We start from the raw sequence: 16,349 nt of genomic DNA, 5'->3' as shown, positions 1-16,349 counted from the left end.
AGAACTGATTAATCTCAGTTTTTTGCCTCAAATCTGACTTATTATTGATTAATAATCTCGCTCATTTCTAGCATAATAAATCAAAATTGCCAGGGCTATAGATTTTTTTGAACTCAGGAATTTTTTGTGCTAAAAATAGTAATGTTTGCAAGTTTTGATGTGGGTTTTGGGTAAACTATAATATCGCCGGATTTGGCTGGAACCTAAAAGTCTGAATTGAAGTCAGCCTCAATGAGCTATCCAAGGGTTGAAAAAATGAAAATCTTTGCATTCATAATTTTCTTGCCTCCTGCCAAATTCCTTAGCCTGACTGCTGACAAGAAACAGAGCTGTTAATTAGAGGCAGAAGTGGCCCTGTTTGCTCTTGTCCGTTGACGGCTAGTTCGCTGTGACAAAGGTAAAGCATGGAACAGCGACTTAACAAATCTACCAGAATTCGCCGCAGTCGCTGTTGGTCGGCGACGGTTTCGTCTTCGGTTTCCCAGGGACGCCCCAGTTGCGATCGCACAAATAAGGGAGCACCAAACAATGTCGCCGCACCGCCACTCAGCCACAGCGGCGAGCCGGCATCCAGCCAAAAGTGCCATTTGTGGGCGCGGCGGCTGCTGCGGTACTGGAAGATGTTGGCGAGGGTGACGGCTTGGGCTTCTGGGCCTTCTGAACGGACTGGAAACGGGTTGGCGGTGACGGTTCCTTGGCGCAACAACTGGATGAACCGGGCGATCGTTTCTGAGTCGCCCCCGTTTGTTGGTTCTAAACGCTGCATTCGCCCGTGTATTTCCCAGTAGTGGGCGGCGGTTTCCATTAACTCTCGCAGGGCTGCTAGCCGATCGAACGGCAGGTATCTGTCGTTGACCAGAAATTTCTGGATCGCTCGATCGAGTAGGGCAATTGGACTAGGCAACAGCCGCTCCTGTTGTTGCGATCGCTGTTGTTCAATCCACTCGACAATTTGCTCGTAGGCCCCAGCGGCTCGATGTCCCAGTCTGTCCCACCGAGGAAAGGCTGTAATTGCCAGCAATTGAGGTCGATCGAGATCTGGACAAAAACAGTGATCCGCAATTAAACCTGCTCTCACCGGGTCGATCGATTTGAGATTTGGGATTTGGGATTTTAAATTAAACGTGGGGTTGGAATCTTCCGTATCAGGCAATTCTCGGTGTTTCTGGCTGCCTAAAATTACTAGCATTTCGGCTACTGCGTCTCGATCGACTAAACGGCCTAGTCCAGGATAAACTAACGCTAGCAGAGTCAGCAAAGCTCGAATCTCTGGCGTAGTCGATAGGGGACGCTGATCGTTGAGCGATTCGGCGGCGATACCATCTCGCGCCAGAATTTCGGTTAAAGTGTAACGGGCGATCGCATCCATCCCAGGGGCAACTACGGCGATTTCCTGCGCTTCCACGGCTTTTGACTTCACCGCATCCACAATAATTTCGGCGGTTTCTCGTAGTAATTGAGCGCGGGAAGTTGTTTCGAGCGATCGAACTGATCCGGGCAAACTCAAGCCTAAAGGATAAAAACCATCAGAATTCACTGCCAAATTTACCGCCAAATCTCCAATCTCTGAGGCTAAACCGGCTTTTGCGTTCAAAGTTTCCACCACCAAACAGCGGCTTTCCAGTTGGGCGAGGTATTCCGTGTCAGCGCCCAAACCTAAACGCACTCCTCCATCCCGATTGTAGGAAAAAGCCCCCACTGCACCAGAATCGAGCATTCGATCAAACAAATGGCGACTGATAGCCGGATAATCGTCAACATCATCTGCGATCACAGCTTGATATCGAGAGGCTAATTGCTGCTGGTAAGTGGCATTTGGCAACAAATCCCGCCAGTAGAGTTCGCAAATAATTCCGTAAGTCAGCAGCCCGCGCATCAAGCACCATTCCCGCCACCTTTCGAGCAAATCTCCCATGCTAGTCCATAGGCTATTCGAGCCACCATCCCCTGCAAATCCCTGTTCGAGAATGCTCTTAATCTCTTCTCTCGGCGTACCGCTGACAGCAGCAAGTTGTAATAAGTCTAGAGTTCGACGCACCATTCGGTTTGGACTTACCCCTGTTTGTTGCAAAATCCCTTCGTCTAATTCGCGACGCCAGAGTCTGGCGGCAAGTTCCAATTCTGTTTCAGGTTGGAGACGCAGCGGAAATTGAGCCCTCAAATTCAGTGACTGAACTAGCAGCGGCCAAAATAGCAATACTTCCTGCTCAAAAAAGCCGAAGGGTGTTGTGGAGTGAAAGGCATATTTTCCTTGGGTGGCTACGGCGATGCGATCGGCCAATTCCAGTCGGTTGTCCCCGTTAGCTGCTAAGACTAAAATTGCTGGGGCTGTTTGTCCCGCCCGCCGCCGCCCGGAACGCCATTGGTCTGAAACTGTTGCGGGCAAAGGCTTGACGGTTTTGCTCCACAGGCAGAACTGCTCGACTAAGCGAGCGGTTTTGCCACTGCGGGCGGCTCCGACAATCCAAATTGAATTTTCTGCCGGTGTTCCCAATTCATGTAAATTTGTTACCATACCGTGAATACTTTAATGACTAATGTCTGCTGCCAACTAACGAGCTTTAGCTATGAATACTTCTTTGTGGAACAGGTTTGTAAAATATCTGTACAGCGCCAACCAATGGTATCGAGAAACGCCTGAAAGGGCTCTAGAACAGGCTTATGATGCTGCGCTAGCAATTAAGGCGATCGAAGATGAGCATTTTGGTGGCCAAGGCATCTCCGAGCGATCGGGCGATTACGGACAAAGCACCCTGTCTTACTTTAAATCCGAACTGCAAAAATACCTCAAGGTCATCGAAACTAGGATGGTTGAGTTTAATGCTAGCCGTTCTTTTTTGGAATTGCCCGATCGCGTGGGAGCAAAACCGCAGGCGGGACACAGCGCGGATTATCACCCGCACAGATTAGGTTTAGACATTAAAGATCGATCGTCCCTGGTATTGGAGAAGCTAGAGTTTATTGATGGAATCATCGACAAATATATTAATAATAGTAGATCGACTGCGATCGTTCCGGTTGTCAGTTCGGTAAATATGCAGGTTAAATCTACAAGCAGTTCTCAACCTCGCACAAATAAGGGTTCAGCTAATTCTGATCAAACTACTGGCGAGGTTGACACTAGCTTTGAAGAGGTAAATTTATTACCCCGATCACTTTTGGGAACTTTGAATCGAATTACTAAAGAATTAGACCCGGAAGCAGAAAAAGACGTAGTTAAAAACTTCCGAAATTCCAAAGTAAAAACAGTCATTTCTCTGAGATTTATTTTACTTTTGATTTTAGTTCCGCTGTTAACAAATCAAATCACCAAAAACTTTGTAGTCGGCCCCGTAGTTGACCATTTCAGAGTCAAGCAAAATGCTCCATTATTCATAAATATCGATCTGGAAGAAGAAGCATTAGAAAAACTAGAGCAATTTGAGCAACACCTCAAATTTAAAACGTTGATTGGCATGGCACCGTCACTTTCTCCAGAAGAAACGGAAAAGAAGATTGCTGAGAAAGCAATTGAGCTTGCGGAGGAATATCGGACTGAAAGTGGTGGGGCTATTAAAAATATCTTTGCCGATTTGATTTCCTTCATGGCTTTTGCCGCCATTATCATCACCAACAAGAGAGAGATTGAGATTTTAAAGTCTTTTATGGACGACGTGGTTTACGGACTTAGCGACAGTGCTAAGGCTTTCATAATTATTTTGTTTACCGATGTGTTTGTCGGATTCCACTCACCGCACGGTTGGGAAATAATTCTCGAAGGTTTATCGAGGCATTTGGGACTACCAGAAAATAGGCAGTTTATATTTCTGTTCATCGCGACGTTTCCAGTTATCTTGGATACAGTATTTAAGTATTGGATATTTCGCTATTTAAACCGGAGTTCGCCTTCTGCGGTTGCAACTTACAAGAATATGAACGAGTAATCTGCTCATATAGCAGTTGACAGTTGACAGCTTGTCCTGAGCCAGTCGAAGGGTTGCATAACGGGAATCAAACCATTGATGCTTGACGGATATCGGCTCTATTCATGAAGTTATTTATGTCCTGACCGATGTGGCGGTTGTTAGATCTAATTCTGTCAAATAACGGTTATTAAGTTGGTAGTGACGACGAAAATAAAAAAATATGAGGACGAAAGTCCTCACTACAAACCTATTAGGGTTATTTGACAGAATTAGATATGGCTCGAATTGCCAATTAGCTAATTCCAACGCTTCTTGCGCTGTCGCTGGTTGGCTACTGACTCCACCAGTCCCAGTGCGAGAAAGTTACTCAGCAGCGACGCATTTCCGTAACTCAGGAAAGGTAGCGGAATTCCTGTCACTGGGGCTAAGCCGATGTTCATCCCAATATTGACGAATACTTGAAAAATTAACATTGACAGTACGCCGATCGCCAGCAATGAACCAAAATTGTCGTTTGCGGTTTGTGCGATCATCACCAAGCGGAAACAAATTATCCAAAACACCACCAGCACCGAAATGCAGCCAATAAAGCCCAATTCTTCGCCGATCGCTGAAAAGATAAAGTCCGTATGCTGTTCGGGAATAAAGTTAAGCTGAGTTTGGGTTCCGTGATTCAATCCCCGGCCGTGGAGTTCTCCGGCCCCGATCGCAATCCGAGATTGAATCAAGTGATATCCGCTGCCTAAAGGGTCTTTCTCAGGGTTTAAAAAGCCCGTCAGGCGCATTTTTTGATAATCCTTCAACACGCCCCAAAAAAGGTGTCCGACGTGTCCCGACACCACATTCACCAGCACAGCAGCGAAAGTCCCCAACCAGGGCCAAGGTAGGCTTCGCCAAGCGATAATCCCCGCAACAACTACCCAAGCGATCCAAATCGGTGTAGACAAGTTGTTCAGGAGAACCGAGATTAGAGGAGAGAACAGCAATATCAGCCAGCCGGGATTGACATTACCCCAGTAAAACATCCCCATTGTGATCGCGCCAAACACTAGCGAAGTACCTAAATTTGGTTCGGCAAAGATCAATCCCCAGGGTACGGCCATAATCGCCAGCATCCTCAACATATCCCGCACCGTGGGGACAGTCTTGTCGTGGAGGAGAGCTGCTAAGGTGATAATCATCCCTACTTTGGCAAATTCTGATGGTTGCAGATAGAAGCCACCAATATTGATCCATCGCTGGGCGCCGAGCCCTGTAGTACCGATAAACCGCACTGCAATCAGCGACAAATTAATTAATATGTAAATCGGCCATTTCCACTGGAGCAGTATTTCGTAGCGACAGCGGGAAATGATGATGGCGAATAACAAACCGACTCCGCCAGTTACCCAGTGCCGCCACCAGTCGATCAGCCCTTGGTTGATTTCGACGCTGCGAATCATGATTCCGCCGAAGATGGTGAGGCCGATGCAAGCGGCAAACAGCCAAGGGTCTGCTTCTTCCCAGGGTTTGAAGATAGATGTCCAGCGGTTTTTGACTTGTATTCTTTGGAACATGAGGATTTTAGATTTTTGATTTTAGATTTTAGATTATCGAGCCGATTTTCGGAAGTTGTGGATATATTTCGGATTCTGAGCCTGCACCTTACTGTGGAAGAGTTGGTGTCAGTATGTCATTTTATTCTGCCATTGGTACGGAGGTTCCGGGCCGTCTGCCACGGGATCGCAGTGCGTGCAGGTATCATTAGCTTACGCACTCCTGCACCAAGAAACCGGGTTTTTCAGTCTGATTTAGGGTTGACATCTGGTGTATTGGGGGCGAAAAGCCGCTTCCTGTCCGCAATTTATACCATTTTGACAAAAGATTGCTAAATAATAGTTGTGTTTGTTTATCAAACCATTGTGATCGGGTGCGTCGCTGTTAAATTGTCGATAGGTAGCTAGGGCTGGTTAGTGGCGACACACCCTACAACTACTGCTGCATTAATGAGTACACACATTGGCTGGATTGAATATTTTTAAAATACCTCGCACGATCGACAAAATTTGATACTCCTGGACGTACAGGTAGTCAAAAATCCTTAGTTAAGGTCACAAATTCTGCTCAAAAACCCAGTTTTTCTGACTTTAATGCGTCCAGGACTCGATTAATCAACCTCAAGCGGGTTCGTAAAGGTATTCAAAACCGTTACCGTCGGGGTCTCTGCCGTAAAAAGACGCTGTACCGTCGCGGTGTTCGTGAATTTGGGTGACGGAAACACCTTCGGATTTAAGCTGTTGGTAGGCGGATTCCATTTCCGTGCGATCGTCAAATACGAACCCAAAATGCGGCCCTGCTTGGTCATAACTCGGACTCAACAGCGCCAATCCGTCCTCTCCTGCTTTCAAATAAGCCCAGTCTGGATCTTTCCAGACTAACTCCATACCCAAATTTCGGTAGAATTCAGCAGATTTTTCTATGTCTTGCACGCAGACGGCTACGTGTCCCAATCGTTTTAGTTTCATGTCTAAATTTTTTATGGTTGTACTTGAGTTTATTGTATCTTTTTTTTGATTTTTTTCTCGATTAATTAGGTATTTTTTCGGGATTTTTTGTGCGAGCTAACTGTACCTTTTCTACTTACTTGCTGTTTATTGGGCTGAATAGTTGAATGGTGCGATCGAAATTTTCTTGGGTTGGGTTCGGTGTTACCAAGTTATTGTTCTGTCTGGGCTAGTTGATAGCAAGCTTCGGCTCGATCTAATTTGTCGTTGGCTCGATCGAGTATTTCTAGTGCTGCATGGTGCTGTACGGCTCGGTCTAATTCTCTCCGTTCTCGGTACACTTCTGGCTGTAGATGTGAGTGCTTTGGCTTTGATGCTCCGGGCTACCTCTGCTTGATGCCAGTTTCTCCCAAAAATGCTCCAGACTACCCCTGCTCCAAACCCATACAGAATAAGTCATTTTTCAATTTTTTAATCTCAAATCTCAAACTTATACGCTCGCGAAGCCGAAGTATCTCAAATAATTTCATGCCATCCCTCGCAATTTGTGGTAATCTTTCTGCAATCCACTTTAATGCTCGATCGAGCCTTGTCCAGCTATGCGAATAGGTAAAAATTTACAAAAGTTTCTGCTGTTCACAATAGCATTAGTCTTTGCAGCATCGCTGCTGATTAAAGTTACTAAATTTAACAATTATTTCGGTTTCAACCGCGCCGATACGGACATAAAAGTTATTGCCCTTACCTACGATGACGGCCCTTTTCCTCCCTATACAAATCAGCTTTTAGATATTTTCGATCGCTATCAAATTAAAGCAACTTTTTTTGAAGTCGGTCGCAATATTGAGAAACATCCAGAAATCGTGCCAATGATTGTGGCGAGGGGAAATGAGTTGGGAAATCATTCCTACTCTCACAAAGATATGATGTTTAAACCACAGCAGCATTTGCTTTCTGAGATTGAAAAAACTGACAAACTTTTGCAGGAAAATGGGGTGAAGCAGGACAGTATTAATTTTCGGCCACCTTGGGGACGGAGATTTATAGGTTTGTCTTATATGGTTTCCCAAATGCACAAAAAATTGATTATGTGGGATGTGGATTCCCAAGATTATGAGAAAACACACTCGGTACAGGATATCGCAAATCAGGTGATTAACAATGTGCGATCGGGTTCGATTGTGGTGATGCACGACGGTGGGGGCGATCGCTCGAAAACTGTTGCAGCAACGGAGATCATTGTCAAGACTTTGCAGTCAAAAGGTTACGAATTTAAAACTGTTTCTGAGTTGTTGAAAAATCAATAAAGTTCTGAGGACTCACATCCTGTTCAGTAAAATACGCTCTATAGTTTGTAGTGAGGAATGCGAGTCCGCTCTTGTTTTTGTAGCTGATACTATAGATATCTTGCAAAAGTCCTTTTAATCAAATTTTGGAACTGGCTCTCCGGCCCGTTTTTACCTATTTTTGCAATAAATTTTATGTTCCACTAATAACCGCTAAAAAAGGTTCGTAGTGAGGAATGCGAGTCCGCTGAAAAAGAAGGACTTCAGTCCTCACTACGAACCTTTTTTTATGACTAAAGTTCTGACTGTGAACCTTTTTTATAAACGGTTTTTTTAGAGATAGTTTGCCACGTAATTAGCAATTTTATGGCTGCCTCCTGCTGGGCCCATTCTTTCTAAACCATTTTTGACGCAATTTGCTAAATATTTATCATCTTGCAAAGTGCGATCGACGGCTTTAGCAGCTTCTTTGAGAATATCAGGATTTGCTGGTTCTGTGCCAATCACCTGCACGGAATCGCCTAACAGCCGATTTTGAGCCTCCGCAAACCGATAGGTAAATGACGGGCCGTTACCGGGTATTGTAATTACAGGTTTTCCTAAGCCTACAGCTTGTTCGATCGCACTTCCTGTCATCCCAATTACTAAATTAGACTGCTGCAAAATGTCGGCGAAAGCATCAGAGTAGCAAATTACTTCAACTGTTGCTGCTTTTTCGCTACCCTGCTGTTTGATTTCTTGATAAATTAACTTGCCTTCTCGGTGCAACCATCCCGATTTTGCCGCAATATCATCTAATTCCAGCATCAAACTCGGAACTAAAGCAGCCCGAAACTGCACTGGTAAAGTAGAGTTGGCAGCAATTTCTTTGACCAGTTTTAGCAGCAAAATGAGGTTGTCGTTGGCTTCCGGGAGGCGTGAACCGGGTAGAAGCGCGATCGTCCGAACTCCAGCCTTTAACTCTAAATTTTTGCCCGTAGCATTGAGGTTGTCCATGACAGGATTGCCGACAAATATGGCTTTCTCGAAACCCTGTTGGTTTAAGTCCGCAGCAGTCAAAGCGTCTCTAGTGAAAATAGCTAGACATTGCTCGGAGGAAAGCAAATAATTCAATAGGAAACCTAAATCGGCTAGCCCTTCGTAATAAGTAGAATGAGCTGACATAAAAATTATATAGGGCCGGCCTGTGGCATGGGCGAACCCCGCCGCGATAATATCCCCAGTTGTTACCACCAAATCGCAGTGCTGCGAATGCGTCAAAGCAGCCCGCAATTGCTGGAAAGTTAAACGAACTAGGCCCGCCCTCACATCTTTGAGGAAAAACAGGGGATTCATGTAAAAAACTCCCCCAGATGGCATGGGACTGGTGGGCCCGATAATTGGTATGGTCGATCGACTGTAAGCAGCGCCGTCACCTACAATCGGCATAGCTGAAACATCAATATCTGGCGCCGATGCTCTCAAAGCATGGACAATTTGACAGTTAATCGCGTCTTCTCCGTGGCCGTTGCTGAGGAAAAGTATCTCTTTGGATTTCATAAAATCAGAATTAGTGCCGAACTTTTTTTAACACACTCGCGCGATCGCTACCCTCAAGCAGGCTACGATTTTGTTAATCTAATTGAAATACATTGTGGAAGTGAAACAGCGTGAATATTGAAATTGGGCGGGGCAAAAGCGCCCGCAGAGCTTACGGCATAGATGAAATCGCGCTCGTACCGGGACTGCGTACCCTAGATCCGAGTTTGGCAGATACCAAGTGGCAGATTGGTGGGATCGATCGAGAAATTCCGATCATCGCCAGCGCTATGGATGGAGTCGTCGATGTGCGGATGGCCATTTTGCTGTCGGAATTGGGAGCAATGGGCGTGCTCAACTTAGAAGGAGTTCAAACCCGCTATGCCGACCCCAAACCCATTTTAGAGCGCATCGCTTCTGTTGGGAACCACGAATTTGTGTCCCTGATGCAGCAACTCTATGCCGAACCGATCAAGCCAGAATTAATCGAGCTGAGAATTAAAGAAATTAAAGCCGGAGGAGGGATTGCCGCTGTCAGCGGTACACCAGCCGGCGCGAGTAAATACGGATTAACAGTTGCTAAATCGGGAGCCGATATATTTTTTGTACAAGCAACTGTAGTCTCGACAGCTTTTCTTTCCCCTGAATCCATCACGTCTTTAGACTTGACCCAATTCTGTCGAGAGATGCCAATACCAGTAATTTTGGGCAACTGCGTCACCTACGAAGTCGCCATGAATTTAATGAAAACTGGCGCCGCAGGCATTCTCGTGGGCATCGGGCCAGGGGCTGCTTGCACGTCTAGGGGCGTATTGGGTGTCGGCGTTCCCCAAGCGACAGCGGTAGCAGACTGCGCCGCCGCGCGGGACGACTATTATCGCGAAACTGGCAAATATGTGTCGGTGATTGCTGACGGCGGTTTAATTACCGGCGGCGATATCTGCAAGTGTATTGCCTGCGGTGCCGATGGAGTGATGATTGGTTCACCGTTTGCTAGGGCTGCTGAAGCTCCAGGCCGGGGCTTCCACTGGGGGATGGCGACTCCGAGCCCGGTTTTGCCACGAGGCACTCGGATTCGTGTGGGGACTACTGGTACTGTGGAGCAAATTTTGCGGGGGCCGGCTCTTCTAGATGACGGCACGCACAACTTGCTTGGAGCTCTCAAAACTAGCATGGGCACTCTGGGCGCTAAGGATATTAAGGAGATGCAGCAAGTGGAAGTGGTGATTGCTCCTTCTCTGTTGACTGAGGGTAAAGTCTATCAAAAAGCTCAGCAGTTAGGCATGGGCAAGTAGATTTACCGATCGAATACCAGGATACCTTGACAAAATTTGTGCGATCGTCTCGAAATTTACAGAATTTTGTGGAATTATCGAGAAGGAGATGTCAGAATAGAAGAAGCGGAGACACAAGTTTCCGTTCACTCCTCACACCACACTCCGCCCGGACTACTGTTCGGGCGGTTCCTTTTTTACCGGAAATTTTAGCTCTTGCTTACTAGGTACAGGGCTGAGGCTGTTTGATCCGGAGAGTGGCAGAGGGGAGAATTTTTATGCTGCCGAATGCCTTCTTCCCTGTTTTTACCCGAAAAAGTTGGTTTAAAGCCGGAACCCCTAAAGGCGAGAAATTAAAATCAGACTATTCATTACTCCAATCCTCGGACTTCTTTTGTCAAGTGCTGTCAACCCAACGACTGCGCGATCGAACAAGCTGTCAACTGTCAACTGAACCGCTGAAGCCGTTATAGCCATCTTTCCTCTTCCATCTTCCCTCTTCCTTCTTCCTTCGGAACCCTTCAGAAGCCTGCTCTGAAAATCGTTGACGCAAATGGTTACACTTTTTGCTAAACTTGTTAACCAAGAAATAGTATTTACAAGGATGGCTAGGGATGTCAGCAGCCGCGCAAGTAACCGACTCTACCTTTAAGCAGGAAGTGCTCGATAGCGAAGTTCCAGTTCTAGTGGATTTTTGGGCTCCCTGGTGTGGGCCCTGTCGGATGGTGGCGCCCGTCGTAGAGGAAATCGCCCAGCAATATGAAGGGCAGGTGAAGGTAGTAAAAGTTAATACCGACGAAAATCCTAACGTCGCCAGCCAATACGGTATCCGCAGCATTCCGACGCTGATGATATTTAAGGGAGGTCAGCGGGTTGATATGGTGGTTGGAGCAGTTCCGAAAACTACTCTGGCCAACACTCTGGAAAAGTACATTTAACTGAACTGCGAGCAGTTTCGCGCTGTTTTTTTTGGCAGCGAAAGCTAACTTCCTTCAAAACTGGGGCAAAGCTACTAGAAAAGTTATTAGCTGCTAGCAGCGCAATTTGCTGGTGGCTATTGGCTGATAAATGTGGCTTGCCCCCTTAATTTTGATGATCCGACAAATTGTTACCGTTACGGAAAAATTCATGCTTCCTTCTGGTCAAGGTTTTGAGTCCCTCCAAGCTGATGCGATCGACTTAATCGATCGCCTGCCAATGTTAAAGCACTCTGAGTGGATCGAACGATCGCTCTCGACTGTAGTGCAAATGGCAGGAGAGGAACTCGATCGCCTTGACTGGAAAATTATCTCGTCGTCTCTGCGAGATATGGAAAAGGCTTTTCAGATGTTTTATCCTTACCGCCACGTTCGCAAAATTGTAATTTTTGGTTCGGCGAGAGTGTCGCCGACATCAGCGGAATATTTGATGGCCCGAGACTTTGGGCGGGCGATTACCCAGCAGGGATTTATGGTGATTACTGGCGGCGGGGGCGGAATCATGCAAGCGGGGAACGAGGGGGCGACTGCTGAACGTTCTTTTGGGCTGAACATTCAGTTACCTTTCGAGCAGGGTTCTAATCCTTTCATTGCGGGCGATCGCAAATTGCTCAATTTTAAATATTTTTTCACTCGCAAGTTATTTTTTCTCCGGGAAAGCGATGCTTTGGCTCTGTTTCCGGGCGGTTTCGGCACTCTGGATGAGGCTTTTGAGTGTCTGACTTTGATTCAAACTGGCAAGTTCGGGCCTGCTCCTGTGGTATTGATCGATCGACCGGGAGGCGATTATTGGCACGATTGGAATACTTTTGTGCAAAAACAATTGCGGGGCAGGGGTTTGATTTCTGCTGACGATCGCAGTCTATACACGATTACAGACGATGTAAATGTCGCTTGTGAGGCGATCGCGAGTTTTTACCTGGTTTATCACTCCTGTCGCTACGTGGATGGAAAACTGGTACTTCGATTGAAGTCTCAACTTTCTGATGAGAATGTCGATCGGCTAAATGCTGATTTTAGCGATATTGTTGTCACCGGAAAAATCGCAAAAAGTCCAGCTTTGCCTCCAGAAATAGGAGATCCAACTTTCGAGCTGCCGCGCCTGACTTTACATTTCAACCAACGGAATTTTGGGCGGCTTTATCAGCTAATTGCTGCTATTAATCAGATGGGTTCAGCTTCGCCAACGGCGGCGCATCCAGAACAAAAGTAGCCAGTTGTCAGTTGTCAGTTGTCAGTTGATAGTTGATAGTTGATATGGGTGAGATTGGAAAGAAGTTTGACAACCTGTCTTTTGACAAAAGCGATCGACTGAGATAAATATTTGTATAAAGTCAAGAAAAAAGCGGGCAATAGCCAAAGCAAATATTGTTAATATCTCGATCGCCTTATTTGGGGAAAAACCAGCAAAATGCTAGACCTGCTGCTAATTAGCACTTTGGGATTTCTCGGCAGTTTCGGGCACTGCGCCGGGATGTGCGGCCCGCTGACAGTGGCGTTTTCTCTCTCCAATTCCCGCAACGAAAAATTAGCGACTTTCCGCTTTCATTTGCTGCTGAATTTAGGGAGAATTGCTGCTTACGCTGTGGTTGGTGCCGCCATTGGCGGACTGGGTTCGGTGTTAATTGCTGGCGGACAAATGGCTGGTACGGGTAGCGAATTGCGGCGGGCGATCGCACTTCTGACAGGTACAATGCTGATTTGGTTCGGAGTAGTCCAAATCAAACCGGGTTTGCTGCCGCGATTGCCGCTGCTACACCCAATAGACCTCCTGCGAAAGTCTGATATAATTGTCAAATAAATAGAAGTTCAACGCATCAAAAATGAGTTACGAAAAAGTGAGGAAGTTAGAGCCTACAGAGTTCAAACGTTTGTGTGGTGTCACTCTAGGAACCTTTGAGCAAATGGTAAAATTAGTGACAGCCGAGAAAGTCCTAGCAAAAAAGAGCGGCCGACCTAGTAAACTAAGTATTGAAGATCAAGTATTAATGACCTTAGAATACTGGCGAGAGTATCGCACTCATTTTCATATAGGGGTAACCTGGGGATTGGATGAAACAAATGTACTGAGAAATATCAGGAAGGTTGAAAATATATTAATTAAGTCAGGATTATTTAATGTGGGGGGCAAGAAAAAGCTCAAAGAGCTAGATTCATCAGAATTAGTAGTGGTGGACGTGACAGAACATGAAATAGAAAGACCCCAAAAAAAACAGAAAAGATACTATAGTGGTAAACAAAAGTGTCACACTTTGAAATCACAAGTCTTGATAAATCAAAAAACGAAAGAGATTATCTGTATAGCAGTCAGGAAAGGAAAAGTACACGACTTTAGAATCTGGAAAGAAAGTCAGATAGACCTAACAAAAGAGACAGAGATATTGGCGGACAAGGGATATCAGGGGATTGAAAAGATTCATACTAACAGCCGAACACCCATCAAAAAGACCCAGAAAAAGTCTTTAACTAAAGAGCAAAAACAATTTAATAAAAAATTAGCAAAAGAAAGAATTGTGGTCGAGCATGTTCACAGAAAATTAAAGATATTCAGGCTCCTCTCGTCGAGATATAGAAATCGAAGAAAGAGATTTGGCTTAAGGATTAATTTAATTGCAGGAATTTACAATTATGACCTGTATTTATCATTACAACAGGCGAGCATTTGATATTTTCGCAGGAGGTCTAATGAGATAGCGTAACTTCAGGGATAAAGATTGTGCCGCGTTCTTGGAACACCTCTTGAAACTTGGCAGGTTCGGCTCCCCAATACACCAAAACGTGGGATTGTCGGGCTGGTAGTTTGGGTTGATAATCGGTATCCAGAAATTTGATTCTGCCCTTCCAAAAGCAGATGGCTTGGGTGCTTAACAAAGGTGAGAGCCATAAGGTATCGGTAGCAGCGGGGACTAGAGCGATCGCCTCTGTGACTCTGCCACTATCGAATTCTGCTTGTAGTTTGGCTATCCACTTACCAGGGCAACTGTAGGGTGGATTCATGAATACTTTGCCCGCCCATTCGCGCGTTAACCCATTGTTGGCTTCTGTGTAATGAGCCTTGGCAGGTACGTGCTTGTGGTTGTCAGCACAGGGGTCTAAGTCGATCCATCCTAAAGTTTGAAGCACCAACTCCACAATCTCGGGCGGCGTGTACCAGCAATCCGTATTTTTCTTGGCACTTTTCCCCTTTGATTCTGCGGTTGCGTCTTGGGTAAGTGCGAACTCTTCTAATTGATGAGGCTCAGAGATTGGGTATACACCAGGGGTAGTTTGATACTTAGCAGATGGAGCTTGGTGTATACTCTCGATTGGTAAAGGGATTGAGGGATTATTGTTAGCTTCATTGTCAGAGTGTGAGTGTACACCAGCAAGAGTTAATAGGGTTTGGTGTATACTCTCAATTGGTGAAGGAATTGGATAGTTGCTATCAACCGTACTTTGATAATCAGCGCACATACCGGGGACAGCAGCAGGCTCTAAGTCAAGCACTGATAAGCTGGCGATGAACTCAAAGCGAATCACCCATACTTCGAGATAGCTGTTGCCTTTGAAGTATTGCTGAATGAATTCTTGGACTGACGAACACATTCCCCCTTCTGCTGCTAAATCTCCATCGGGCATCGCAGAGAGTTGTTCTTTGTAAGGAGCGCAGAGCAACCGACACCAGCCGATTTGTTTGCCTCCGTAGCGAACATCTTTATCCAAAGCTTTGACCAGTTTATTTTGGTTGAAAGCGTTGATAAATTTCTTGGCGTGAGTGTCTTTCCAAGTGCGGCGCGTTACGGTTTTGTTGGGAAGATACTGCAAGGTTTTGCCAAAGCTAATAGCCAATCCCGATAATGCAGGTACGGGGCGATCGCTAGTTGAGCTAATCGATAATACGGAAGCATCGGGCAAGTTGTTGTACTCGTTTGAGAGCGATGTAAGCTTGTCCGGGCATAACGGTTTTAGCGAATTTGTATCGGGCTTTGATTCGACCTTTGGTTCTACTTTTGGCTCCAAAGTCGTCAAGAGTGATGGGTTGGCGAGGCATTCCGTCCAATGAATCGGGAATCCGAAGAGCAATTCCATCCCCCTGGCTGATAAATAATGGGATGGGGAAATTATGCCGAGCTTCCTGAGCGATTGTTCGCACTTGGTCAGCCCCGCAGGTTTGGAATTGGTGCTCGTATCGCTGCTGTGCAAAGTCCTGAAGGAAAGCAACGATGAATACTCGGTTTCTTTGGTGCTGAGCTCCGACTTCCTTTGCCGATACGAGGAGCGGGTTTTCGCAACAATATCCTGCCATTGTGAGAGAGGCAAATACTTCTCTACCTCCTCGGACGAGCAAACCTTCTGGATTCTCGACAATAACAAAAGTGGGTCTGCATTCAAGGATAATTCTGAGCATTTCCCACCACAAACTCGATTCTGGGTGAGCCAATCCTGCTCTGTTGCCAGCATTGCTTGTTCCGGTACATGGGAACCCTCCCCAGATGCAGTCATATTGTCCTCTTGTAGTGTGGAAAGTTCGGATGTCGTCGTGGATTGGGATGTGGGGATAGTGTTGTGCGAGTACATATTGAGACTCCCGGTCTATTTCTACAAACTGTTCGACTTTGAAACAATTTAGGGCGGTTGCAGCTAACTCAAAACCACCGATGCCGCTGAATAATGAAAGCGATCGCATCATTGTTCTTACTCCATTGATACTAAGCAACCAACGATCAATCTCGAATCAAGGAAACCATCGATACAGAAAAATTAGCTCGATTCAAGCTCATCTAAATTCTTCGCTATTACTCAATACGGTTTACTTAAGGCTTGGGAGGATTTAAAATTACAAAAACAGGAGGATTCATTTTTATGCCAGTACCTCTGTGTTTAACTTTTTTAGATTTAAATTTTGAAACGGGTTTTTTGATAACTC

14 protein-coding genes are annotated in these 16,349 nt (G+C 45.8%); 7 read left to right on the top strand and 7 right to left on the bottom strand.

Annotated elements, in window-relative coordinates; translation table 11 throughout:
* Nucleotides 1-301 precede the first annotated feature (301 nt).
* Complete coding sequence (locus K4039_RS28165) at nt 302-2,515, bottom strand: recombinase family protein (RefSeq protein ID WP_265239810.1); 2,214 nt, start codon at nt 2,513-2,515, stop codon at nt 302-304.
* Nucleotides 2,516-2,567: 52 nt separating this feature from the next.
* On the opposite strand from K4039_RS28165, the gene K4039_RS28160 reads away from it, so the two are divergent.
* Nucleotides 2,568-3,923, top strand: a complete 1,356-nt coding sequence (locus K4039_RS28160; RefSeq protein ID WP_265239809.1) for a proton extrusion protein PcxA — start codon at nt 2,568-2,570, stop codon at nt 3,921-3,923.
* A gap of 278 nt (nt 3,924-4,201) precedes the next feature.
* On the opposite strand, the gene rodA is transcribed toward K4039_RS28160, so the two are convergent.
* The 3 genes from rodA to K4039_RS28145 form a co-directional block, all read right to left on the bottom strand.
* Nucleotides 4,202-5,461 (bottom strand): rod shape-determining protein RodA, encoded by a 1,260-nt coding sequence (gene rodA, locus K4039_RS28155; RefSeq protein WP_265239808.1) that lies wholly within the window; start codon nt 5,459-5,461, stop codon nt 4,202-4,204.
* A 600-nt stretch (nt 5,462-6,061) separates the two neighbouring features.
* Nucleotides 6,062-6,409, bottom strand: coding sequence for a VOC family protein (locus tag K4039_RS28150; RefSeq protein ID WP_265239807.1), 348 nt, complete (start codon nt 6,407-6,409; stop codon nt 6,062-6,064).
* 191 nt (nt 6,410-6,600) lie between these two features.
* Nucleotides 6,601-6,729, bottom strand: a complete 129-nt coding sequence (locus K4039_RS28145) for a hypothetical protein (protein ID WP_265239806.1) — start codon at nt 6,727-6,729, stop codon at nt 6,601-6,603.
* A 258-nt stretch (nt 6,730-6,987) separates the two neighbouring features.
* Between K4039_RS28145 and K4039_RS28140 the strand changes: the two genes are divergently transcribed.
* Nucleotides 6,988-7,695 carry a polysaccharide deacetylase family protein gene (locus K4039_RS28140; protein WP_265239805.1) on the top strand — a complete coding sequence of 236 codons (708 nt, stop codon included), beginning with the start codon at nt 6,988-6,990 and terminating at the stop codon, nt 7,693-7,695.
* A gap of 312 nt (nt 7,696-8,007) precedes the next feature.
* On the opposite strand, the gene K4039_RS28135 is transcribed toward K4039_RS28140, so the two are convergent.
* The gene (locus K4039_RS28135; protein ID WP_265239804.1) at nt 8,008-9,213 is read right to left on the bottom strand and encodes a lipid-A-disaccharide synthase-related protein; all 1,206 of its coding nucleotides are present in this window, start codon (nt 9,211-9,213) and stop codon (nt 8,008-8,010) included.
* Nucleotides 9,214-9,323: 110 nt separating this feature from the next.
* Between K4039_RS28135 and K4039_RS28130 the strand changes: the two genes are divergently transcribed.
* From K4039_RS28130 to K4039_RS28110, 5 genes are all read left to right on the top strand, one after another.
* Nucleotides 9,324-10,487 (top strand): GuaB3 family IMP dehydrogenase-related protein, encoded by a 1,164-nt coding sequence (locus tag K4039_RS28130; protein ID WP_265239803.1) that lies wholly within the window; start codon nt 9,324-9,326, stop codon nt 10,485-10,487.
* A 593-nt stretch (nt 10,488-11,080) separates the two neighbouring features.
* Nucleotides 11,081-11,404 (top strand): thioredoxin, encoded by a 324-nt coding sequence (gene trxA, locus K4039_RS28125; protein ID WP_265239802.1) that lies wholly within the window; start codon nt 11,081-11,083, stop codon nt 11,402-11,404.
* A 190-nt stretch (nt 11,405-11,594) separates the two neighbouring features.
* The gene (locus tag K4039_RS28120) at nt 11,595-12,656 is read left to right on the top strand and encodes an LOG family protein (RefSeq protein ID WP_265239879.1); all 1,062 of its coding nucleotides are present in this window, start codon (nt 11,595-11,597) and stop codon (nt 12,654-12,656) included.
* A 198-nt stretch (nt 12,657-12,854) separates the two neighbouring features.
* Nucleotides 12,855-13,244 carry a sulfite exporter TauE/SafE family protein gene (locus K4039_RS28115; protein ID WP_265239801.1) on the top strand — a complete coding sequence of 130 codons (390 nt, stop codon included), beginning with the start codon at nt 12,855-12,857 and terminating at the stop codon, nt 13,242-13,244.
* A 22-nt stretch (nt 13,245-13,266) separates the two neighbouring features.
* A complete protein-coding gene (locus tag K4039_RS28110) occupies nt 13,267-14,109 on the top strand; it encodes an IS5 family transposase (RefSeq protein ID WP_265239800.1) in 843 nt (280 codons plus the stop codon).
* A gap of 16 nt (nt 14,110-14,125) precedes the next feature.
* Here K4039_RS28110 and K4039_RS28105 read toward each other — a convergent pair whose 3' ends face one another.
* Together K4039_RS28105 and K4039_RS28100 are read right to left on the bottom strand one after the other, a co-directional pair.
* Complete coding sequence (locus K4039_RS28105; RefSeq protein WP_265239798.1) at nt 14,126-15,337, bottom strand: phage N-6-adenine-methyltransferase; 1,212 nt, start codon at nt 15,335-15,337, stop codon at nt 14,126-14,128.
* Complete coding sequence (locus K4039_RS28100; RefSeq protein ID WP_265239797.1) at nt 15,309-16,112, bottom strand: DNA cytosine methyltransferase; 804 nt, start codon at nt 16,110-16,112, stop codon at nt 15,309-15,311. The genes K4039_RS28105 and K4039_RS28100 overlap by 29 nt, the downstream gene beginning before the upstream one ends.
* Between the last annotated feature and the right edge of the window lie 237 nt (nt 16,113-16,349).

Source organism: Lyngbya sp. CCAP 1446/10 (genome assembly GCF_026130175.1).
GTDB lineage: Bacteria > Cyanobacteriota > Cyanobacteriia > Cyanobacteriales > Microcoleaceae > Microcoleus.
Note: the sequence above shows the minus strand (reverse complement) of the source record. Positions and strands in the feature narration are given on the sequence as shown.

Excerpts from the sequence above, each read along its gene's own strand:
- K4039_RS28165 (WP_265239810.1), bottom strand. The coding sequence starts at position 2,515 with ATGGTAACAAATTTACATGAATTGGGAACACCGGCAGAAAATTCAATT.
- K4039_RS28160 (WP_265239809.1), top strand. The coding sequence starts at position 2,568 with ATGAATACTTCTTTGTGGAACAGGTTTGTAAAATATCTGTACAGCGCC.
- rodA (WP_265239808.1), bottom strand. The coding sequence starts at position 5,461 with ATGTTCCAAAGAATACAAGTCAAAAACCGCTGGACATCTATCTTCAAA.
- K4039_RS28150 (WP_265239807.1), bottom strand. The coding sequence starts at position 6,409 with ATGAAACTAAAACGATTGGGACACGTAGCCGTCTGCGTGCAAGACATA.
- K4039_RS28140 (WP_265239805.1), top strand. The coding sequence starts at position 6,988 with ATGCGAATAGGTAAAAATTTACAAAAGTTTCTGCTGTTCACAATAGCA.
- K4039_RS28135 (WP_265239804.1), bottom strand. The coding sequence starts at position 9,213 with ATGAAATCCAAAGAGATACTTTTCCTCAGCAACGGCCACGGAGAAGAC.
- trxA (WP_265239802.1), top strand. The coding sequence starts at position 11,081 with ATGTCAGCAGCCGCGCAAGTAACCGACTCTACCTTTAAGCAGGAAGTG.
- K4039_RS28120 (WP_265239879.1), top strand. The coding sequence starts at position 11,595 with ATGCTTCCTTCTGGTCAAGGTTTTGAGTCCCTCCAAGCTGATGCGATC.
- K4039_RS28115 (WP_265239801.1), top strand. The coding sequence starts at position 12,855 with ATGCTAGACCTGCTGCTAATTAGCACTTTGGGATTTCTCGGCAGTTTC.
- K4039_RS28110 (WP_265239800.1), top strand. The coding sequence starts at position 13,267 with ATGAGTTACGAAAAAGTGAGGAAGTTAGAGCCTACAGAGTTCAAACGT.
- K4039_RS28100 (WP_265239797.1), bottom strand. The coding sequence starts at position 16,112 with ATGATGCGATCGCTTTCATTATTCAGCGGCATCGGTGGTTTTGAGTTA.